General features: G+C 37.7%; 22 protein-coding genes. 10 read left to right on the top strand and 12 right to left on the bottom strand.

The annotated features are described in order from the left end of the window. Positions 1 to 28 precede the first annotated feature (28 nt). From hsdR to KFE94_12055, 9 genes are all read right to left on the bottom strand, one after another. Positions 29 to 3,274, bottom strand: coding sequence for a type I restriction-modification system endonuclease (gene hsdR / locus KFE94_12095; GenBank protein ID UTW65392.1), 3,246 nt, complete (start codon positions 3,272 to 3,274; stop codon positions 29 to 31). After that, positions 3,271 to 3,936 carry a hypothetical protein gene (locus KFE94_12090; GenBank protein ID UTW65391.1) on the bottom strand — a complete coding sequence of 222 codons (666 nt, stop codon included), beginning with the start codon at positions 3,934 to 3,936 and terminating at the stop codon, positions 3,271 to 3,273. Before KFE94_12090 ends, hsdR begins: the two co-directional genes overlap by 4 nt. 10 nt (positions 3,937 to 3,946) lie before the next feature. Continuing rightward, on the bottom strand, positions 3,947 to 4,567 hold the full coding sequence (locus KFE94_12085) for a hypothetical protein (GenBank protein ID UTW65390.1): 621 nt from the start codon (positions 4,565 to 4,567) through the stop codon (positions 3,947 to 3,949). A 208-nt stretch (positions 4,568 to 4,775) separates the two neighbouring features. Beyond that, positions 4,776 to 5,237, bottom strand: coding sequence for an RNA methyltransferase (locus KFE94_12080; GenBank protein ID UTW65389.1), 462 nt, complete (start codon positions 5,235 to 5,237; stop codon positions 4,776 to 4,778). A 267-nt stretch (positions 5,238 to 5,504) separates the two neighbouring features. Beyond that, positions 5,505 to 6,887 (bottom strand): tRNA uridine-5-carboxymethylaminomethyl(34) synthesis GTPase MnmE, encoded by a 1,383-nt coding sequence (mnmE, locus tag KFE94_12075; GenBank protein ID UTW65388.1) that lies wholly within the window; start codon positions 6,885 to 6,887, stop codon positions 5,505 to 5,507. A gap of 109 nt (positions 6,888 to 6,996) precedes the next feature. Next, complete coding sequence (locus KFE94_12070; GenBank protein UTW68271.1) at positions 6,997 to 7,980, bottom strand: cytochrome-c peroxidase; 984 nt, start codon at positions 7,978 to 7,980, stop codon at positions 6,997 to 6,999. Positions 7,981 to 8,018: 38 nt separating this feature from the next. Beyond that, entirely contained in the window at positions 8,019 to 9,110 is a 1,092-nt protein-coding gene (locus KFE94_12065; protein UTW65387.1) for a cytochrome-c peroxidase, read from the bottom strand. Positions 9,111 to 9,117: 7 nt separating this feature from the next. Then, positions 9,118 to 10,071, bottom strand: a complete 954-nt coding sequence (locus KFE94_12060) for a T9SS type A sorting domain-containing protein (protein ID UTW65386.1) — start codon at positions 10,069 to 10,071, stop codon at positions 9,118 to 9,120. Positions 10,072 to 10,166: 95 nt separating this feature from the next. Beyond that, on the bottom strand, positions 10,167 to 10,583 hold the full coding sequence (locus tag KFE94_12055; protein ID UTW65385.1) for a hypothetical protein: 417 nt from the start codon (positions 10,581 to 10,583) through the stop codon (positions 10,167 to 10,169). A gap of 107 nt (positions 10,584 to 10,690) precedes the next feature. Between KFE94_12055 and KFE94_12050 the strand changes: the two genes are divergently transcribed. From KFE94_12050 to yidD, 3 genes are read left to right on the top strand one after another with little or no spacing between them, the layout of a single operon-like run. Then, positions 10,691 to 11,746, top strand: coding sequence for an endonuclease (locus KFE94_12050; GenBank protein UTW65384.1), 1,056 nt, complete (start codon positions 10,691 to 10,693; stop codon positions 11,744 to 11,746). A 13-nt stretch (positions 11,747 to 11,759) separates the two neighbouring features. After that, the gene (locus KFE94_12045) at positions 11,760 to 12,278 is read left to right on the top strand and encodes a dCTP deaminase (protein ID UTW65383.1); all 519 of its coding nucleotides are present in this window, start codon (positions 11,760 to 11,762) and stop codon (positions 12,276 to 12,278) included. After that, positions 12,275 to 12,541 (top strand): membrane protein insertion efficiency factor YidD, encoded by a 267-nt coding sequence (gene yidD, locus KFE94_12040; protein UTW65382.1) that lies wholly within the window; start codon positions 12,275 to 12,277, stop codon positions 12,539 to 12,541. Before KFE94_12045 ends, yidD begins: the two co-directional genes overlap by 4 nt. Positions 12,542 to 12,546: 5 nt before the next feature. Here yidD and KFE94_12035 read toward each other — a convergent pair whose 3' ends face one another. Next, positions 12,547 to 12,903, bottom strand: a complete 357-nt coding sequence (locus KFE94_12035; GenBank protein UTW65381.1) for a hypothetical protein — start codon at positions 12,901 to 12,903, stop codon at positions 12,547 to 12,549. A 61-nt stretch (positions 12,904 to 12,964) separates the two neighbouring features. Beyond that, complete coding sequence (locus KFE94_12030; GenBank protein UTW65380.1) at positions 12,965 to 13,180, bottom strand: hypothetical protein; 216 nt, start codon at positions 13,178 to 13,180, stop codon at positions 12,965 to 12,967. 210 nt (positions 13,181 to 13,390) lie between these two features. Here KFE94_12030 and ubiE point away from each other — a divergent pair, with 210 nt between their 5' ends. Together ubiE and KFE94_12020 are read left to right on the top strand one after the other, a co-directional pair. Further along, entirely contained in the window at positions 13,391 to 14,056 is a 666-nt protein-coding gene (gene ubiE / locus KFE94_12025; GenBank protein ID UTW68270.1) for a bifunctional demethylmenaquinone methyltransferase/2-methoxy-6-polyprenyl-1,4-benzoquinol methylase UbiE, read from the top strand. Between the two features lie 29 nt (positions 14,057 to 14,085). Further along, positions 14,086 to 14,805, top strand: coding sequence for a PorT family protein (locus KFE94_12020; GenBank protein ID UTW65379.1), 720 nt, complete (start codon positions 14,086 to 14,088; stop codon positions 14,803 to 14,805). Position 14,806: 1 nt separating this feature from the next. Here KFE94_12020 and KFE94_12015 read toward each other — a convergent pair whose 3' ends face one another. Beyond that, on the bottom strand, positions 14,807 to 15,541 hold the full coding sequence (locus KFE94_12015; protein UTW65378.1) for an RNA methyltransferase: 735 nt from the start codon (positions 15,539 to 15,541) through the stop codon (positions 14,807 to 14,809). 60 nt (positions 15,542 to 15,601) lie between these two features. Here KFE94_12015 and KFE94_12010 point away from each other — a divergent pair, with 60 nt between their 5' ends. The 5 genes from KFE94_12010 to KFE94_11990 all read left to right on the top strand — a co-directional run bounded on the left by KFE94_12010 (position 15,602) and on the right by KFE94_11990 (position 22,704). Further along, on the top strand, positions 15,602 to 18,055 hold the full coding sequence (locus tag KFE94_12010) for a BamA/TamA family outer membrane protein (protein ID UTW65377.1): 2,454 nt from the start codon (positions 15,602 to 15,604) through the stop codon (positions 18,053 to 18,055). An 82-nt stretch (positions 18,056 to 18,137) separates the two neighbouring features. Continuing rightward, complete coding sequence (locus KFE94_12005; protein UTW65376.1) at positions 18,138 to 19,199, top strand: class I fructose-bisphosphate aldolase; 1,062 nt, start codon at positions 18,138 to 18,140, stop codon at positions 19,197 to 19,199. A 31-nt stretch (positions 19,200 to 19,230) separates the two neighbouring features. Beyond that, the gene (locus tag KFE94_12000) at positions 19,231 to 20,073 is read left to right on the top strand and encodes an acetyl-CoA carboxylase carboxyltransferase subunit beta (protein UTW65375.1); all 843 of its coding nucleotides are present in this window, start codon (positions 19,231 to 19,233) and stop codon (positions 20,071 to 20,073) included. Between the two features lie 84 nt (positions 20,074 to 20,157). After that, positions 20,158 to 20,427: a 30S ribosomal protein S15 gene (rpsO, locus tag KFE94_11995; protein ID UTW65374.1), complete on the top strand. Its 270-nt coding sequence runs from the start codon at positions 20,158 to 20,160 to the stop codon at positions 20,425 to 20,427. A gap of 162 nt (positions 20,428 to 20,589) precedes the next feature. Continuing rightward, entirely contained in the window at positions 20,590 to 22,704 is a 2,115-nt protein-coding gene (locus KFE94_11990; protein UTW65373.1) for a polyribonucleotide nucleotidyltransferase, read from the top strand. The last annotated feature ends 162 nt before the right edge of the window (positions 22,705 to 22,866 follow it).

Raw genomic sequence — 22,866 nt, 5'->3', positions numbered from 1 at the left:
CCAATAGGTTAGAAAATAGCCGCTTTTTTTAAGCTATTTGTGGATATAAATTATCGTTAATGGTGTTTAACACCTCATCTAATTGGTTATCAAATATTTTATTTAGGCGTTTAAACCCGCCCGCCTCTTGAAAAGGATTGGTATCTAAATCACCGGGTTGAATAATGTTTTCTTGGAGTAATTGCTTTTCAAAACGGTCTATCCATTTCAGTTGAATTTTGTTCCAAGAACGCATACTACGCACCTGGGACACCGCATTTGAAATTCTATCTTCATGATTTACCAAGGCATTACCCATAGCCAGGGTACGGATATACGAAATAATATCAGCCGCAATATCCTCGTTTTTAGAAGCCTTCCAAGCGGTGTTTAACGTACGGGCATTAAATCCATTTTCATCCAACAGCATTTTGAGTTCTTTCAAACTCTGTCTATCCAACTCTTTGGGGCGCCTACAAATAATTTGTAACGCAGCAATTTTATTGAGGTTTTGTTTTATGAACACACTAAAACTATCTAGGTAATCTTCTGGTTTTTCCCCTTTCCCATACCCTCGTTCGGTGGTGAGGTATTCATCCTTTTGTTCCGCCCAATACAGCAACGCAGGAGCTGATTTATATTCGTCTAAAAATTTCCATAACTGCGCATATTGCATAACCTGCGCAGGCGATTCATTGGCTACATGGTCCTTAAGCATATCAATGAAACTATCTGGATCTTTTCCTTCGGCATTATATCTAAAGCGCTCTTCATCTTCGGTACTTAGCTTTTTACGTTTACGTTGCAACTTGGCAATAATTTGCTCCAATTGCTTACGCGCACGTTCGTTAGATTCAATCAACTCCATTTCTTCGGCCAACTGGGTAAACGTGGTAGACGGGTTGGGAGAAACCGGTTTCATAGAGGTGTAATCTTCTAAGGTTTCATATACTCTAACCGCATCAAAAATTCTAAATACTTCTTTGCCTATGTCATCGCATCTACGGGTAGCTCTACCCAGCATTTGCTCATACAAAATCCGTGATTTTATTCTGCGCAAAAACACCAAATTACTAATGGCTGGCACATCTACACCAGTGGTCAATAAATCAACCGTAACAGCAATGTTGGGGTATTTTTCGTTTTTGAATTGCGTTAACAACCCCTGCGGATCGTAAGATTTACCAGTAATTTTCACAATGGCTTCATCAGGTACATCTACGCCAATATTTTCAAATTCCTCTTTGAGGTATTCTACAATTAAATCGGCATGTTCATCGCGTGCCGCAAAAATCAACGATTTTTCTTCGCCCTCTGGGTCTAGCTCCTGCACAAGTTGCTTTACCACCGTTCGGTTAAACGGTTCGGTAATCACCATTTTATTAAACCCAGAAATATCAATGCTTAATTCATCTTCAATAGCATCCATCTCTACAATAGAATTGGTTTCTTGATCGTATACCTTAGGCTTTGCTCCTTTTTCCCATACAATACCTTCTTCACTGAGTTTGGTTTTAATAATGTATGGAGGATCGTGGTCAATTAAAAAACCATCAATCACCGCTTCTCTATACGAATAGGTAAACACCGGATGCCCAAAAATTTGAGATGTATGCAGTGCCGGAGTAGCCGTTAAACCCACGGCATACGCATCAAAGTAATCTAATACCATACGGTATTTGCTTACATAGTCTTTTTGGTTTTTGAAGTTGAGTTCTTCATCATCCATTTCCTTATCTTGCAAGTACCCACGATGGGCCTCGTCTACAATAATGCAATCGTAGGTATCAATAGACAATTTGCTTTCTCCTTCTTCGGAGTAAAACAAGCGCTTAACCATACCCTGAACTGTAGCAAAATGCAAGCGTGTTTCTAAATCAGGAATAATTTCTTTAAGTCCTTCTACCTTGTACGTTTCAGAGAAGGTGTTGAGGTCTTCTATCTTATTATCTTTAAACGAACCAATGGCCTGAGTGGCTAACAGCGTACGATCTACTAAAAATAGAATTCTACGAAACCTATTGGCTTTAATTAAGCGGTAACACAACCCCATAATGGTTCGAGTTTTACCCGTACCCGTAGCCATAGCCAGTAAGGCTTTTCGGTCATCGGGTTGAGTGGCAATTTTTTGCTCTACTGCCTGAATGGCTTGAATTTGATAATCGCGTAACCCAAGACCATTTTTATTTTTTAAATAACTAATATCCGAATCTTCTAATTGCTTGTTAGAAGCCGCCAAATCTTGTTCTAATAATTCTTTGAGCCCTTCGGGCGAAAACCAGCCTCTTAAAGGCCTTGCTCTATTGCGGTTATTACGGATATCTAAAAACCAAATACCGCTTTTGGTTTTGATTTGTTCTAAATACGGTCGCCCGTTGGTAGCAAATAAAAATGGTACTTTGTACTTATCCCATTCGCCAATTAATTGCGCATCGTTCTTGGCTTCTGCTAAAGAGGCATACACCTTGGCTTGAGTCAAGTCGGTAGAAATGTCGTTGGCATATTTTTTTGCCTCAACAATACCGTATAGTTCCTTCCCAATAAATAAAGCATAATCGGCCCATTTGTTTTGCATTGGCCATTCGGCAATAGCCATCATTTTGCCTTTTTGCGGACGAGTTTTGTTCGTTTTATAATTTAATTCAGCGGTATTCGCCTCCCACCCTGCATTTATTAATTGTTCATCAATAAGTACGCGCGTTTCGGCCTCGCTCATATCAATATTTCGCGCAGCCGATTCAGAACGTGTAATAACCGCTTTACGCTGGGCAGCAGGTTCTTCTTTAATTTCACGCTGTTGCAATAACTCCGTAAACTTTTCTTCCAGAATTTTGTATTCCTTTTCTACCATAGCCAATGCGTGTCGTGCATCTAGGTTTTCTGGTAAAGAGAATCGTATCGTTGAAATATCTGTAAGCTCTTTGGCATAGGTACTATAAAACCATTTAGCTACTTTAAAGGCAGAAAACAAGGCGGTTTTAGCATCATCCACACTTCCCTTTGAATCGTGTACGGCTACATTACCTTTATTCTTGATGGTAAACAGTAAATCTCTTACTCTATCAGGAAGTAAGTTTTCGTACTGAAGTGTTTTCAATTTATTATGAAACGAACTATCGTAGGGAAACTCTAGGTAATGCTCTTCATAAATTTTATCGGTTAGCTTCTCACCAAACAAGCGTAGTTTAAACAAAGTAGTCACCGGATCTTGATACAAATTGTATTCGGCAGTGAGTCCAATATTGTACAATAGGGAAAACTCTTTTTCTAAGTATTTAAAGTTAGATTGGCTCATTTTGTTTCTTTTTTAACCCCGTATCCACGAAAATGCTCAAAATTCCCCAGATTTTCATCTAAAAATGGAGATAATTCGGTGAAAACTCCCTTTATCCGCTTCATTAACTCTTGATTGAATTCAGAGGCCGGATCTTTATTAAAGGTTCTTCTAAATTTACTTACCTGCTCTCTTTTACGAACCTCATCGGTTTCTTCATATTCCAACGCTTGTAAATCATTAATGAAATCATGGATATAGAATTGGAACCAATCAATTGCTTTATGGGCTTTTTCACCCAACAAAACTTGAACTCTTAGACTATCTAACTCTAGATTTAATTGCTCCGATTTCAGACTATCAAAGGCTTCTTTATATTCTTCTAAAAAGTGTTTGATTGGATAGTCTTCTTGCGTTATTCTCCAATATGTCGGTCCAATATCGTAACGTGGGTCTCGGATATTTCTAATAGCCGCAAAAATGGATACAATCCGCTCCACTATTTTAAGCGCCAATTCATTTTGATTGGCTCTTTTCTTTTCTGTTTCTAGTAGTTTTTGACGAGCCTCTCTATCCTTCCTATTCGCTTTGTGTGCCGCTCGATTTTGCAAATTTGACCAAAACCCAAATCCAATTGAGGATGCTGCTGTCACCAATACTAAATAATCCTTCCAGTCTTCCATAACTCAATATTTATTCCACCCCATCAAAAAATTGTACGGCAAAATCGCAAAAATCAATGATCACTTGCTTATCTAATTCAAATTCTTTTCGGTTCCCCAAATAGTTTCTGGAGGTGGGCAAAATTTCTTTTCCTTCCTCCAGTTCTTGTACTGAAATACACTTGATATGTTTCTTGCTTACCACAATCATATATGCATTACCATAAGGGTAATCTTTGGGTAAGTCTTTTAGCGTATACGTGCCATTTTTTCTAAATTTTACTTCTATAAAAAACACCTCATTGGTATTAGGATTTTGAATTACAAAATCAGGCATTCTACGAATTTCGGTAGCTACTTCACTTTTTACACCTTTCAATAATTCCATAATCCCGGGGATAGTATTTTCCATTCCGTACCGAAATACATTATAGCCTAAAGACAAAAACAACTCTTGAATCAAAGTTTCAGCTATCCGCCCTTTGATCATATTGTAACGGTAATTATGTTCGCGTTTAGATAACCCGTTAGATTCTTCTTTTTCAGCTAAAGCTTTTTCCTCTATAGGCTTCGCATTCTCCTTTTTGTAACAGGGTAAACACCTTCCACCATTAAACTTGGTGTAGGCTCCACAGTCAATACATTCTGCCATAAATAATTTACTATTTCGGTTAATCAACCATTGGGGAGAACAATTGATTCTTAGATTTTAAAAGTAATATTTAATCTAAAACCAAACTATGGGTATAAGTTGGTATTTATGATGATTTTTAATCGGGCCTTCGAGACGCTTTTCCTATAAATGGAGGTCCCTGAGGGTTCAGCCTTGGGCTGAATATCTCGAAGGCACCGAATACGAACTAAGACCTAGGTTTCGCCAATTGACGGTCATACATCACAATACTTCCGGCCACAGCGACATTCAAACTTTTCTCGGATTTAAACTTGACCAAAAAATGTGATTTCTCCATGGCTCTTTTACTTAATCCGTGATCTTCTGCCCCGAGCAAATACACACATCTCCGTGGATGGTGAAATGTTTCTAAATTCTCAGAATCATCGGTTAATTCCACCCCAACAATTCGCGCACCTTTGGGCAGATTTTCAAAAAAGTCGTCAAATGTTTGATAATGGAAATAAGGCATCGCTTTGACCGCATTGTGGGTATCACAAGCCTGACTCTCATATCGGTTTCCAATGGTAAAAATAAAGCTCGCTCCCAGATTCTGCGCAGTACGCCACAATACTCCCAGGTTTTCAGGTGTTTTACCGTTTTGGATTCCTATCCCGAAGTATTCGTTTTGAAAATTGTCTAAACTCATATTTTGACCTTCTCTCGTTTGTTCTCTGATAATTTTCTTTTCTTCATTTTTTGCTTCCCCAAAAAACGAAGCAAAAAAAGGGGATTTTTGGGAAGGTGTTTCGCAAGCGACCGTGGTTCTTTTAGCTTTCCATGCTATATTCCCTTTGGGAATGCAATTCCAAGCATCAGAACACTAACACTGCCCCAAAAAAATATCTAAATATTATAAGATCACAAACCTTTTAATATTTGTTTCACCCACTGCACAAACATAAAATACCGACCTTTACTTCCCGATACAGAAATTACTAAAAATGGAATCCAGCAGGTCTTCCGTATTAATGTTTCCTGTGATTTCTCCAAGATGATGCAGGCACTGACGAATATCCATAGCCACTAAATCGGTTGGGATGTCATTACTCAATGAATAATTCACGCGATCCAAAGACTCTTCAGCTTCTTTTAGCGCATTGAAATGACGCGCATTACTGACAATTACCTGACCAGTTACATTTCCCTGACTTTGAACATAGTTTACCAAAATCTCCTTTAGTGTATCTAAACCCTCTGCCTGCTTGGCGGATAATTGAACCACCTGATCATGCGCCAATGTCGTTTTGAATTTTTCTAAATCAATTGCAGATACCTTATCCACTTTATTGATGACCACGATTAATTCCTTATCATCGGACATCACATCACGCACCTTTTGTAATTCAGAATTGGCATTCTCTAAATCCGGATGACTGGCATCCACCATATACAGAATAATCGAAGCTTGCTGTACTTTTTCAAAAGCCTTTTCAATTCCGATGCTTTCAATTTCATCAGCTGTTTCACGAATTCCTGCCGTATCAATAAAACGAAATTCTACTCCATCATACGTTACCGAATCCTCAATCACATCTCTGGTGGTACCCGCAATATTAGAGACGATCGCACGATCTTCGTTTAAAAACAGATTTAATAGTGTGGATTTTCCCACATTCGGTTCTCCTACAATCGCTACCGGCACTCCATTTTTCAACACATTTCCCAGAGCAAAAGAACTAGATAACCTTCTGACTTCTGCTAAAATCTTAGCTACCAGTTCCACCAGCTCTCCGCGATTCGCAAATTCCACATCCTCTTCTCCAAAATCCAGTTCCAATTCTATCATAGATGCAAAGTGAATCAACTGCTCTCGCAATCCATTGATCACCTTGGCAAATCCACCACGCATCTGATTCATGGCCATATCGTGGGAAGCTTTATTCTCAGAAGCAATCAAATCCGCAATAGCTTCCGCTTGAGATAAATCTACTTTTCCGTTCAAATACGCACGTAATGAGAACTCTCCCTCACGCGCCATTCTGGCTCCATTTTGCAAGAGCAATCTTAGAATTTCCTGAATGATGTATGGAGATGCATGACACGAAATTTCCACCATATCTTCTCCAGTGAATGACTTGGGATTTTTATAAATCACCGCTACCACCTCATCAATAAGCTTATCGCCATCTTTGATTAAACCAAAATGCGCTGTATGAGATTCTTTTGTACTTAAATCTTTTCTAAACAGCTTTTGCATTATAGCAAACGAATCGCTTCCTGACAATCTGATCATCGCAATTGCTCCCACACCGTTAGGCGTAGACAAAGCACAAATGGTATCTGATGTATAATTCATAGGCTGCAAAAGTAATATGGTTCCTGTGAAGTTAAATGTTTGAATCTATAAGAATTGTCTATTGACATATTCAATTTCATCCATCGGAAAACTTTACAGTTTGAAGATTCTATTCTCCTATAGCTGCATTATTTAAAAACCTATGATCGGTGAGTGATTCCAGAAAGCGCACCAACTGACTCTGCTCTTCTTCGGTTAAATGTAAGGGTTTCACTTTCGGAGATTTATTGGGGTGTACAGCACCTCCTGAATTATAATGCGCCACCACAGATTCAAGAGTTGGCAAACTTCCATCATGCATATAAGGATACGTTACTGCTACATTTCGTAATGATGGGGTTTTAAAAAGTCCTCTATCTTTAGGATCTCCTGTAAATCGAATTCGGCCACTATCTGCATACAAAGTGGCCAGACCATTATTCTTAAATTCAAAATTGGTAAACAACTGGCCGGAATGACAACTGGAACATTCTGTTCGGGAACTAAAGAATAAATCCATTCCTTTTTTTTGCTCTTCTGTTAACATAAATGAAGCCCCGTTTTTGTATTGATCATACGCACTATTCCCACTAATAATCGATCGCTCAAAATTGGCAATGGATCGCGTAATCACAAACGCATCCATCGGCCTGTTATACGCTGCCTCCGCCAGACCTTGATAACGAGGAATGGTTTGAAGTTTATTTGCTAAATCCACGATATTGTAATCAAACTCATTATGTTCTTGTATAGGCACCAATACCTGCATTTCCAACGTGGGCACACTCCCTTCAGACAAAAAATAGGGATAATATGCTACGTTAGCTAATGATGGTGCATTCCGCACTCCAGGACGATTTTCAACACCTTCATTTGTTGGAGAATTGGTTGCAAATGCAATATTGACCTGATGACAGGTGGCACAACTAATAGAAGAATCTACAGACATCACCGGATCATAAAACAACATCTTACCCAAAGCCCATCTTTCCGGAGTGTAAATATTATCCTGAGGATATTTAATTCCCGGAAATCCAAGTGGAATTTCCGGGAATTGTTTTTTTGACAAAGAGGAATTAGTCTTATCGCATGAAATAAAAGAACTTATTATCATGAGCAATAACCATATATATGTCCCTCTTTTCATAGTTCTTACTTAAACGGATCCGAATATGCCGGATTATTTAATAAATCCTGATCCGTTAACGTTTTCAAAAAAGCCACCAAATCCGCCTTGTCCTGAGCATCCAACATCAACCCGGTACCTTGCGTATTTTGAAGTGTTGGATCTAATGTTGAAGACGATTGGATTCCGCTATTATAGTGCTCTACCACTTCTTCTAAAGTATTAAACACCCCATCATGCATATATGGCCCGGTCACTTCAATATTACGCAATGAAGGTACTCTCATCTTACCTTTATCCATAGCATCATTGGTTACTTTTTGCCTACCAATATCTGTAATTTGAGCTTCTGCATACAAACCATTATTCATATACATATTATTCTCAAAATTTGAAGGAGAATGACAATGCGCACAATCTGCTCCAGATTGATCCGGAAAAAATGGATTGTATTCAGCAAAATACAATTTGCGACCTCTTTCTTCGCTTGGTGATAACGTTGCATCTCCTCTCAAATACTGATCATATTTGCTATTATAAGAAACGATGCTATTCATAAATTGCTCCAATGCCAGAGAAATTCTATGAGAAGTGATTTCATTCGTTCCAAATGCTCTTATAAATTGATCTTTATAAGTTTGATCTGCACTAAGTTTAGTCACAACATTTTCCAATGTCTCATTCATTTCCAAATGATCTTGAATAGGCATTAGCGATTGATCTCTCAACAAATTTGCCCGTCCATCCCAAAAAAACTGATTTTGATTCCAGGCTAAATTAAAAACTGCCATAGCCTGACGGCCTCCCGGTAATCCTTTTACTCCAATAGAGAATCTGTTAGAATCGGAAAATGCATGTTGTTGCCTGTGACAAGAAGCACAGTTCAAAGACCCATCAGCAGAAAGTTTATCTTCATAGAATAACATTCTCCCAAGTTTTACACCCTGAATGGTTAACGGATTATCAGGAGCAATAGTCGGTGTTGACAAGTTACCAATTTGAAGCGCATAAGGCGTATTGTCATACACTACGGATGATATTGCTGGTTCCACGTCTTTTTTACACGAACCTAGAGATAGCATGATACATGCTAATCCCCAAACATAAAAGGCTTTCATGATTTCTTTAATTTACCACTAAAGCCTTAGCCTGTCCAAGAACGATATTATCAGATTTAGCCTGAATTAAATAAACGCCATTAGGTAAATCTTCAATTTCAATCAAACCGGAATTCCCAGTTGTAAAAGATTTTATTTTTTGCCCGTTTACATTCAGCACTTCAATAGTTACAATAGCTTCATCCCAGCTTGGTGTTAGGAATACAGATCCATTTGACGGAACTGGGAAACAATGCAAATTATTAACTATCGGATCATTAATCCCATTTGGCGCAGCTGCTTCTGCAAACACGATAGTATTTAAATTCATAATCGCTGTACTTGCAATCCCTGTTTCGCCATGACTAATTGGCCCCGAGGCAACTGAAATATTATCCAATAGTTTAGTATAATCTGCATCCAGATTTATATGTAAATCACCATTAACCATTTCACCTGCTAATGTTGTAGATGAATACGCATAATTGGCATCGCCTAACCCATGGATTTCAAATGTCTGAGTAAAATTATTTCCACTTTTCCCCTCAAGTGCTATAAATCTATAACCCGAAGACCATCCCCAGTGCATAGATGGAGATTTCGGTGCCAAAGGATGTGCCATAGGATAGCTTGCAGGATCTAAATGATTTACATCCACATTCACTCCAATTCCTAATTTAATTCCTTCCAATGTAGTAATGGAAAAACTCCCCAATAAATAACTTTCCGTATTGGACGCATTTACCAGTATCCAATAGTCAGGTACCATTGTTTCCTGTCCTCCATCATGTACCAATGTAATCTCAGATATATAGTACTCCAGACGATTGACTTTAAAAGCCTCTCCTGATGATGAAGATGCTTGTGTATTTAGCATAAAAGGCTGGGTTCCCAATAAATGGTTGATGTTTAAATAAACATCTGTTTGTGCATGAATCTGGATAGATATGCACATTAATATGAGTAATAAAATTCTTTTCATTTTCTTGATTTTTAATTTAGTGTAATACAGTTAAAGGGTTAATCAACTTCAATTCGAAGTTTCAATAGTGATTCAACCACCACATCATCAGGGTATCACACCAAAAAAGAACAAATCAAAACGAAGATCCTATGCCGGACCCGCCTAAAGTCATGATTATCAAATACGATAAAGACGTTAAATGCAACATCTTTCTTGACCTCCAATAAAACAGGACTCACTACAACTTTGGATATCTGAACTAATTCAAATGAACTTATTTCTTCAAATACTTCTGATACCTTGATAAGTTGATAGCTATTACTACAACACCCTTTTGTGATTCCTTTATGACGTGGGCATTTGGTTGCTTTTTTCGCCATTCCACAGTCTACATCTGACTTGGAAAAAGCTATGGCTCTTTTTACCACTTTCCCCCCACAATTGTGCTTGGAAACCGTTAAACCTAGAGTTCCAACGGTAATCAACACAATCAAAAACAGACCTAATATTTTGGAAAACAACCTCTTCACCGAGCGAATATAGAAAAAAATCCAAATAAATTTCCATTCTTTTTATGCAATTCTATCAACAGTTAATTTCTTGGTTAATACTACTTTTGCTACCAACAATTTGCATCATGAGATTTTTCATTTTCTGTCTCCTGGCCATTCAATTTGGTTCAGTTCAAGCTCAATCTGATAGTATTTTATTTAAGGGGTTCAACGACTCCTACCGAGGTAATACAGCAGTTCGGGTCATGTTCTACAACCTGGAAAATCTTTTTGACACCTATGATGACACATTAAAAAATGATGAGTCCTTCCTACCAAACGGAGATCATCATTGGAATAATTACAAATACTACGAAAAGTCAAATAACCTTGGGCGTACCATTCTGGCTGTTGGCGGCTGGGAAGGGGTCGAAATTGTTGGTTTATGTGAGGTAGAGAATTTAAAAGTTCTTAAAGACCTTACGCAAAAAACAGTTTTAAAAGGAACGGATTACAAAATACTTCATCAGGAATCTCCTGATAAAAGGGGAATTGATGTCGCCTTGTTATATCGAAGTGATAAAATCACCATAGACACAGTTCAGTATATTCAGGTATTTTTAGGTAAAGATCAACGTCCTACTCGCGATATTTTATATGCAACAGTACACACTCCAAACGATGCCAGACTTCATGTATTTGTGAATCACTGGCCATCCAGATATGGTGGACAAATGCAATCTGACCCTAAAAGGAAAGCAGCTGCACGTGTGGTTAGAAGTTATGTAGATTCTATCTTAAAAGTAGAACCTCATGCCAACATTTTGTTAATGGGCGACTTTAACGATGAGCCGGAAAATGAAAGCATCCATGATGTTCTGAATGCGCAAAGCGATAGCACCTTTCAAGACTTTACACAACTTTATAATTTGATGAGCCATATCCATGGAAACAATGGCACCCATAAATACAGAGGCACCTGGGGAGTGCTGGATCAGTTTATGGTGAGCAAATGGTTATATCAGGGGAAAAATAATCTTAAAGTAATCGATGGTCCGCTTATATTTAGAGCACCATTTTTAATCACCAAAGAGACTAAATATCCGGGTGAGAAACCATTTAGAACTTACATCGGATTCAAATACAATGGAGGGTATAGCGACCATTTACCCATTTTTGTAGATTTGCAGCTTCTTAAGTAAACGGAATTTAACTATGATTTTATCAGGGAAAGAAATAAAAAATCAACTGGGCAAAGGGATTCACATCGAACCATATAACGAAAGTCAGCTCAATCCAAATAGCTACAACTTGAGTTTATTTGATGAACTGTTGGTATATGATAACGATGTATTGGATATGAAAAGCCCTAATCCAACTTCAAGAATTACCATCCCTGAAGAAGGTCTTTTGTTAGAACCCAACAAACTCTATTTGGGACGTACCAATGAAAGAACTGCAACGGACAAATTTGTTCCCATGCTGGAAGGTCGATCTTCGATTGGTCGTTTAGGTTTATTTATCCATGTTACTGCGGGTTTTGGTGATGTTGGTTTTAATGGATTCTGGACGTTAGAGATTTTCTGTGTACAACCTATTCGTATTTATCCTAATGTAGAGATTTGCCAAATCTTCTATCATACCATTGAAGGAGAGTACGAATTATACAAATCAGGTAAATACCAAAATAATCAAGGCATCCAACCAAGTTTATTGTATAAAGACTTTAAATGATCAGCAAATTCTTCAATATGATCCTTATCGGATTGGTGAAATTCTACCAGTTAGCCATTTCACCCATCTTAGGATCAAATTGTAGATATCATCCCACCTGTTCACATTATATGATCGAAGCCATTCAGGAATGGGGACCGATCAAAGGCACCTGGCTGGGACTCAAAAGGCTCAGCACCTGCCATCCCTGGGGAGGACACGGAATGCAGGAAGTTCCAAAGAATCCTAAGAAACATAAGATTACGGGGATTAAAAACCTGTAAACGGTCTACCCTGAAAATTGAAATATCAATACAATATTATGTAAATACATTGTTCCATATCTGGGGTTATCATTTACATTTCGTAAACCATAGGAATAACGGATTTCAGGCATCAAGTTTAATTGGGTGAATGATTTATGAAAACCTACGCCAACATCAATTGCAACATCCACCACATTTGAACTCTGATTATTACCAAATCCAACATCAAGTGGCTTCTTAACATTCGGACCAATCAAAAAATATGGCGCTATTTTTTTGGACTTCGAAAAAGGGTTAATCTGAAGATGTGTCATAAAATTTAAAGTAATAGGCATTACATAATATCCCTGCTGCCACTGCTCATTATTCGCTGAATACATCGAATACTCTATTTTGTTTCTATTTGCAGCTATTTCAATCTTTGGTGATAATGTGAATCGATCATTTAGTTTCCAATTTGCAAACGCCCCCTGCAGTCAGTCGAATACCACTATCATATTTTAAATCTTCAGATGGATTATTCATTTTTAAGTTCGAATAATTAAAGCCAAATCCACCTCCCCAAATAAATCTTCTGGACATTTTGTCAATGGGGTCTTGCGCATTTGCAAAAACTGATATACTCAGAATTAGAATCAATACATTTATAGTTTTCATTTTTTAAGGAATTAAAGTTTGATCATAAACGACTATTCTTAAAATCTATTATACGTGTATCTAGATTCTTCTCTGGTTAAACAATGGAATAATAAATTATACCTCCTATAAGAACAATACTTTACTTTTGCACCCAAATTTTTGAGCGTGAAGCACGATAAAATCACTCCATACAATACCTCTGAAGCCAAAAAGGATCAGGTAGAAGAAATGTTCGATAACATTGCTCCTAAGTATGATTTCCTAAATCATTTATTGTCTATGGGAATCGATATTACCTGGCGTAAAAAAGCCATTCGTATTATCGGTAAAAGGAATCCTAAGGCTATTTTGGATGTCGCTACCGGAACCGGAGATTTTGCTTTAGAAGCGAAAAGTTTAAATCCTGAGCGTATTGTGGGAATTGATATTTCTGAAGAAATGCTCAATGTGGGACGTAAAAAAATTCACAACAAGGGTTTTGATGAACTGATCGAAATGATCAAAGCCGATAGTGAGGCGCTTCCATTTAAAGACAACACATTTGATGCAATTACAGTTGGATTTGGTGTGCGTAATTTTGCGCATTTAGAAGTCGGATTGGGAGAAATGCTGAGGGTCCTAAAACCAGGAGGGCAAGTAGCGATCATTGAAATTTCGCAACCTCAAAGCTTCCCGGTAAAACAAGTTTACAATATCTATTTCAAACATATTTTACCTACAGTTGGAAAGATGGTTTCTAAAGATGCCAGAGCATATACCTATCTACCGGAATCTGTGACACACTTTGCACAAGGGCAAGAATTTGTTGACATTTTACACAAAGTAGGATACAAAGATGCCACCTGCGAACCATTAACTTTAGGCACTGCATCTTTATACATTGCTTCAAAATAAAGTTCGATTTATCACGTTGGACGATTCAAATGATAAAAAAGACCATCATATTCGTTTTACTTCTGACTGCTTTTGCACCTGCTTTCGGACAATCGAGAGTGCATAAGCAACGAAATAGCAATTTGCCATATTTCGAAAGAAGTAAATTTCATTTTGGTTTTACTCTGGGTGGAAATTCAGCTGGATTTAAAGTTGACTATGATTTAACAGCTATAGATTCCCTTATATCTCTACAAGTTGGTTCACAAACGGGATTCAATATCGGTATTGTTTCTTCCATGCGTTTGAATCGATATTTCACATTACGTTTTTTACCTACGTTGGCCTTTGCACAAAGGAATTTTAACTACGTTTTTGAAAATACCCCACGGAATATCACCACTACCAAAATTGTAGAATCGACCTATATTTTATTTCCGGTATTGTTTAAATACCGATCTGCGCGTTACAACAACTTTGCGGCATACATTGTAGGCGGTGGAAATCTGGCTTACGATTTATCCTCGCAATTTGATGTCAATAATGAAGTGATCATCCCAGAACAGGTTTTAAAAGTGCAACGTCAAAACTGGTTTGCTGAAATTGGTTTCGGAGCTGATTTCTTTATGGAGTATTTCAAATTTTCGGTAGAACTGAAATACAGTCATGGAATCAACAATGTCTTTGTAAATGATGGTTCTTTTTGGGCAACTCCAATCCAACGTATTGAACCCAGAATGTTTACGATCAGTTTACACTTCGAAGGATAGTCTACCTATTCCATTCCCACAATATAATTCCTGTCGCCATCGCCACGTTTAACGACTCCGCTTCTCCAAATCTCGGAATGGTAACCGTTTCGCGAAGACACTTTTCAATCTCCGGATGAATTCCGTGTGATTCACTTCCCATAACCAATACCCCATTTTGAGGAACAGGATATTCATTTAATAATTTCCCCGACATTGCTGCACCTACAATAGAATACTCAGAATGAACTTCCGCATATTCCTTTAAAAACGAAACACCTTCCCTATAATATACCGGAATTCTAAATGCAGATCCCATACTACTCTGAATCACCTTTGAATTGTAGACATCGACAGAATTTTCACTGCATACAATCTGACCAATTCCAAACCAATCCGCCATACGAATAATGGTCCCCAAATTTCCAGGGTCATTAATCCGATCCAAAAACAGTGTCAACCCTGAACATGATTCTATTTCCAACTGGTCGTCAAACATTGGGACTACAGCTAGCACCTTATTGGGGGTTTTCAACTGTGAAATCCGACTTAGTTCCTTCTCAGAAATCACGGTCACATCCAATTCGGCATGCTGTTCCGCCCAACGCTCCAAAGCATACAATTCCTCAATAAACACATCACCTTGTAACAACTCTGCAATCAACTTCTCCCCTTCCACAACAAACTTACGTTCTTGCATTCTCACCTGTTTACGAGATAAATCCTTGATATATTTTATTTGATTCTTTGATAACATTTCTTACTGACTAGTATATTTATAGATTTGCAAAAATACCATTCTGCAGGATTGAAGTCGATGATTCAAAATATATATGTGTGTCTTGTTATTGGATTACTCGCCATCAGCTGTAAACCGACCAAAAATCTAGGTCCGAATCAAGTCTATTTACAAAACAATAAAATAGATATTTCGGGTAAAATTATCGAACAAGATGTCCTGTACCCTTATCTTAAACAGCGTGATAACAAACGTGCATTGTGGTTCTTCAAAGTCAAACTTCAGCAGTATTTGATGTTTGATGAAGAAAAAGTCAAAATCAAAAACGAGAAAAAGCGTCAAAAAATCCAGACCAAAAACCAGAAACGTATAGTGGCCGGGAAAGATACTTTAGAGTTTAAACCCTCTATGGCCTATAAACTCAAAAAAGGTGGTGAAAAACCAGTGATTTTTGATTCTACTCTGGCGTATGAAACCGCAGAACAATTTGAGAAAGCTTTATTTAACCGGGGATATTTTCACAACAAAGTAACTCCTGAATTTCAATACAATAAAAAAGGCAATAAAGTTCAGGTGGTCTATACAGCCGATGAAGGTCCGCAATTTAAAATCAATAAAATCGCATTGGTCATCAATGATACAGCTCTAAAAGAGGCCGTCAAAGTCGCCAATAAATATTCTTTACTACATAAGGGAGACCCATATAACACGGATAAGATTGACAATGAACGAATGAGATTCACAGGCGAAATGCGAAATCAGGGGTATTACTATTTCTCTAAAGAATATCTGGTTTATGAAATTGATAGTGGGTTGGCAGATAATGTAGTAAATATTAAAGTTATCCTTAAAAACCCTTCAGAAATCAATACCAGTAACGACTCTTTGACCGTTACCAAACACGAAAAATATAGAGTTGGGACGATAACGCTGAATACCAGTTTTAATCCAAAATTCAATGATGATCCCACCGATTCTATCCATTTTGAAAATTTGATTTACGTAAATCTGTCCAGATTAAAATATGATCCGCACACTTTTGTAAATAAACTCTTTTATAGTTCGGGAGAATACTATAGCCAGGAAGCTGAAGCCAGAACCTATACACGTTTATCGGGTTTAAATAACTTTAAATATATCAACATCGGTTTTTCAAAGGACGACCAGGATACCAATTTGCTTAACTGCAATATTCTAATGACTCCATTCCCATCACAATCTGTGGGTGTAGAAGTTGAAGGCACTAATACTTCTGGCAACCTGGGAATTTCAGGTTACTTAAGTTATCTCCATCGAAACATTTTCAGCAATGCAGAGCAACTTAAAATTAGAATTAAAGGTGGTCTGGAAGCGCAACAAACCAACTCAGTAAGTGATGAAAACAATCCGGATGGATTGAACATTTTCAATACTGTTGAATATGGTATCGAGTCTTCTCTGACTTTCCAGGATTTAATCCTTCCTTCCGGTTTGAGTGAAAAAATCTTAAGAAAATTCAACCGTCCAAAGACCAGTGTTAACTATATCATGAACTACCAGAATCGTCCCGATTTTGAACGTTTTTTAGTCAACTCTTCTATGGCCTACATCTTTACCAATAAGAATGTCAATACCAACCAGTTTTTCATTTATCCAATTGATCTGAGTTTTATCCGCATCAACAAATCGGCAGATTTTGCCCAGCGTTTGGAAGAACTGAACAACCCATTACTGGATGCAACTTATGACAATCAGTTTATTGCCGGTTCCAAGATTATTGAAACCTGGACCAATAAAGAAACTACAGCGCAAAGATCGTTTTCATGGAACCGTGCCCAATTTGAAATGGCGGGTAACCTTCTCTATCTTGCAGACAAAGCTTTAAATAGCACCCCGGTAATGGATACCGCTTCAGGTGATACGTATTATACTTTGGGAGAAGTTCGTTATGCGCAATTTGTAAAAATTCAAAACGACTTCCACTACAATACCAGAATCAACCAATCACAAACAGTAGCTTACCGTTTTCTTGGAGGGGTCGGTGTCCCTTACGGAAATGCCAAGTCTCTTCCATATGACCGAAGTTTTTATGGGGGGGGAGCGAATGATATGCGTGGCTGGCAGGCGCGGAGTTTAGGTCCGGGATCTATGATTGACAGTTTAAAAGTAGGGGTTGATCAGGTTGCCGATATTAAACTTCAGGTGAGTGTAGAATATCGATTCAATATCTTCAAAGCTCTAGAAGGAGCGCTCTTTGCCGATGCAGGAAATATTTGGTTATTACGAAAAGATGAGGCCCGTCCAAATGCAGATTTTGATCTTGATCGCTTCTACAAAGAAATTGCACTATCAGTCGGAACCGGAGCCCGTTTTAACTTTGGTTTCTTACTGGTGCGTTTGGATTGGGGAATAAAACTCTATGATCCTGCGCTCCCAATAGGACAAAGATGGGTAATCGACAGAGGCGATTATCTCAATAACTATCAGAATTACACGGGTGGAAAATCCTATCAGTATTCCGTATTTAATCTCGGAATCGGCTATCCTTTCTAAAATTCAAAAAATTAGCGCTTTCAGTACAATTATTCATTAAATTTGCGCGCATTAAAAAAGCAGAAATTCTAAACATTTCAATATGTCAGACATTAATAAAATTGAAAAACTACTAGGCGACAAAGCCGATTCTTTGTTAAATCACGTTGCAACAGCTATTCCAAAAGAGAAGCTGCATTTACCACATGCTGACTTTGTAACAACATCTTTTGGTGACTCAGATCGTAGTCCTCAAGTTTTAAAAAGTCTTCAAGCATTATATGGAACTGGAAGACTTGCTGGAACAGGTTATTTGTCAATTTTACCTGTTGACCAGGGCATTGAACATTCAGGAGCTGCTTCATTTGCGCCTAACCCAATGTATTTTGATCCAAAAAACATTGTAGAGTTAGCAATCAACGCTGGATGTAACGCAGTAGCGTCAACATATGATGTTTTAGCTTCTCAAGCGAGAAAATACGCGCATAAAATTCCATTTGTGGTTAAAATCAATCACAACGAATTAATGACCTACCCAAGTACTTTCAATCAAATCATGTTTGGTTCAGTTGAAAGAGCGTGGGAAATGGGAGCGACCGCAGTAGGTGCAACTATTTATTTCGGTTCTCCTGAGTCTGAGCGTCAAATTCAAGAAGTAGCAGCAGCTTTTGAAAGAGCTCACGAATTAGGAATGGCTACGATCTTATGGTGTTATTTACGTAACTCTGATTTCAAAGTGGATGGTGTGGATTACCATGCTTCAGCAGATTTAACTGGACAAGCAAACCACATTGGAGTTACAATTGGTGCGGATATTATCAAACAAAAATTACCAACAAATAACGGTGGTTATAACGCAGTAAACTTTGGAAAAACAAGTCCTAAAGTTTATTCTGAATTGACAACAGATCACCCAATTGATTTAACAAGATATCAAATTGCAAACACTTACATGGGGTTACGTGGATTAATCAATTCAGGTGGAGCTTCAGGTGGTGATAGTGATTTAGCAGATGCTGTTGAAACTGCTGTAATCAACAAACGTGCAGGTGGTTCTGGTTTGATCTTAGGGCGTAAAGCATTCCAAAAACCAATGGATGAAGGTATCCAAATCATCCAATCAGTTCAAGATGTATATTTGTGTGATGATGTAACGATCGCATAAATCGTCTGATGTTTCACTAAAATGAAAATTTATGAGTTGGTTTAAACGAATCAAAAAAGGTATTACAACTCCAACCAAAGAAAAAAAGGAAACTCCTGATGGACTTTGGTTTAAATCTCCTGCCGGAAACGTAATTGAGACTTCTGAGTTAAAAGAAAACCACTACGTTGTTCCTGCGGATGATTATCATAAAAGAATCGGGTCACAAGAGTATTTCACTATTCTTTTTGATAACGATGAATTCACTGAATTAGATAAAGATTTGGCATCTGCCGATCCTTTAAAATTCAAGGATACAAAAGAATATAAAGACCGTTATAAAGCGGCTCAAAAGAAAACCGGATTGGTTGACGCTATCCGTACTGCTCACGGAAAAGTAAATGGTGAAGATCTTGTTGTTGCTTCAATGGACTTCTCTTTTATTGGTGGGTCTATGGGATCAGTTGTTGGGGAAAAAATTTCCAGAGCAATTGATTATGCCTTAGAGCACAAGCATCCATTTATGATTATTTCAAAATCAGGTGGTGCGCGTATGATGGAAGCGGCTTTCTCTTTAATGCAAATGGCAAAAACTTCTGCGAAGTTATCGTTATTGGCTAAAGCAAAATTACCATACATCTCTTTACTTACTGACCCAACAACGGGTGGTATTACCGCATCATATGCGATGTTAGGAGACATTAATATTGCAGAGCCAAATGCATTGATCGGTTTTGCAGGTCCTCGTGTGATTAAAGAAACTATCGGTAAAGAATTACCGGAAGGGTTCCAAACCTCTGAGTTCCTGTTAGAAAAAGGCTTTATCGACTTTATCGTTGACCGTAGAGAGCTTAAATCTAAACTGACTCAGGTATTAAAATTATTTAAAAACTAAAAGAGGTCAATCGAATAGGTATTATACCTATATTTGCAGCCTCAAAATTTTTGAGTACATAAAAATCATTAAAACAATATTGGCATGTATTTATCATCAGAAAAGAAAAAAGAGTTTTTTAAAAAACACGGTGGTTCTGAAGCAAACACAGGATCTACAGAAGCTCAAATTGCAATGTTCACTTTTAGAATTGCACATTTAACTGAGCACTTGAAAAAGAATCGTAAAGATTTTAACACGCAAAGAGCGTTGATCAATTTAGTAGGTAAAAGAAGAAGACTTCTAGACTACTTAATTAAAGTAGACATCCTTCGTTACAGAGCAATTGTAAAAGAACTTGGATTAAGAAAGTAAAAATTAGGAAAGGCAGTTGAAAATTCAATTGCCTTTTTTATTATCCTTCCTTTCGCAAAAACTGCGACTCCTTCTGAGATTCCGTATTTTACGCAAAAAACAAATCGTCCGAGTTGGGCGTGCTATTATAAACACTGGGTTAGTGCCCGCAATTAAATAAATATGAAAGCTATTGAACAAAGGTTTGAAACGGCCGGAAAAGAAATCGTTTTAGAAACTGGCAAATTAGCCAAACAAGCTGATGGATCTGTGGTAGTTCGTCAAGGCGATACTATGATCTTAGCAACAGTAGTAAGCGATAAAGAAGTCAAAGAAGATATGGACTTCTTACCATTGACCGTTGAATACCGTGAAAAATACCCTGCTGTAGGAGGATTTCCAGGAGGATTTATCAAAAGAGAAACTCGTCCGTCTGAAAGTGAAATCTTAACTGCAAGATTAATTGACCGTGCTTTACGTCCATTATTCCCTGATGATTTTCATGCAAATACTCAAGTATTTGTTCAATTAATATCTTCTGATTTAAAAACAATGCCAGATGCATTAGCATGTTTGGCAGCTTCGACAGCAATTGCTGTATCTGATATTCCATTTGTGGCTCCTGTTTCTGAATGTAGAGTGGCACGTATCGATGGTAAATTGGTCATCAATCCAACCAACGAAGAATTAGAACTTGCTGATATCGACTTGATGGTAGCTGGTACTTCAGATAACATCATGATGGTGGAAGGTGAAATGAGTGAAATTTCTGAAGATGAAATGATCGAGGCTATTTCATTCGGACATGAAGCAATCAAAGTTCAATGTCAGGCTCAGGTTGATTTAGCTGCTCAGGTTCCTGGCGCTGCTGAAAAACGTGAATACTGTCACGAAAAATCAAACGAAGATCTTTTAAAAGAAATTCAAGATAAGTGTTATTCTAAGATATTTGAAATCGCGTCTGCAGCTACTGCAAAATCTGAAAGAAGTGAAAAATTCAGCGCGATTAAAGCAGAACTTAAAGAAGGTTTAAGCGAAGAAATTTTAGAAGAGTATGATTTCCTAATCGATCAGTACTTCAAAAAAGTAATGAAAAAAGCGGTTAGAGATGTTGTTTTACAAAACGGTACCCGTTTAGATGGTCGTGCAACAAATGAAGTAAGACCAATTTGGACTGAAGTCGGTTACTTACCAGGAACTCATGGTTCTTCTATCTTCACTCGTGGGGAAACACAATCTTTAACTACAGTTACTTTAGGAACTAAATTAGATGCACAAAACGTGGATGGTGCTTTTATGAAAGGTTCTCAGAAGTTCATGTTACACTATAACTTCCCTCCTTTCTCAACTGGTGAGGCACGTCCTATCAGAAGTGTAAGCCGTAGAGAAATTGGTCACGGAAATTTAGCTTTAAGAGCATTGACTCCAATGGTTCCTGAAGATTTCCCTTATACCATCAGAGTCGTATCTGATATCTTAGAATCAAATGGTAGTTCTTCAATGGCTACTGTATGTGCCGGATCATTGGCATTAATGGATGCCGGAGTTCCTATGAAAAAACCAGTTTCTGGTATTGCGATGGGATTGATTCACGAATCAGATGACAAGTTTGCTGTTTTGACCGATATCTTAGGTGATGAAGATGCTCTTGGAGATATGGACTTTAAAGTAACCGGTACAGATAAAGGTATCACTGCTTGTCAGATGGATATCAAAGTAGATGGTTTAAAAATGGAAGTATTGCGTCAGGCATTGATGCAAGCAAAAGAAGGTCGTTTACATATTGCTGGTGAAATGGCAAAAACAATGACGACTTACAACACCGACTTAAAACCAAATGCGCCACGTATCGAGTCAATTGATATTCCAAAAGACATGATCGGTGCGGTAATCGGTCCTGGTGGAAAAATCATTCAGGAGATTCAAGCTGAGACTGAAACTACTATTGTAATCGAAGAAGTAGATAACAAAGGTGTAGTTGAAGTATTTGCAAATAATGCGGAGTCATTAAATCAAGCAATGGCTAGAATTAAAGGTATCGTTGCGGTTCCTGAAGTTGGAGAAACTTATAAAGGAAAAGTAAAAGCGGTAGCTCCTTATGGTGCTTTTGTTGAAATCATCCCAGGTAAAGATGGATTATTGCATATCTCTGAAATTGCATGGGAAAGAGTTGAAAAAACAGAAGACCATTTAGAAGTTGGACAGGAAGTTGAAGTGAAATTAATTGGTATGGATCCTAAAACCGGAAAATTAAGATTATCTCGTAAAGTCCTGTTAGACAAGCCTAAAAATGATTAATTAGCATTTTTATATATTTTTTTTGAAAAGCCACCAAACCTTTTGGTGGCTTTTTTCGTATACCTCTATTAGATACAGGTAATGAACTGGGTTTACGTCAGTTTGCCTCTCTTTTCAATCAACTTCTTATACCCTGATAATAGAGAAAAACTAAATTACCTA

The organism is bacterium SCSIO 12643, from assembly GCA_024398135.1.
Taxonomy (GTDB): Bacteria; Bacteroidota; Bacteroidia; order Flavobacteriales_G; family Salibacteraceae; genus CAJXZP01.
The sequence above is the reverse complement of the archived record's forward strand: the minus strand, read 5'-3'. Positions and strand labels throughout refer to the sequence as shown.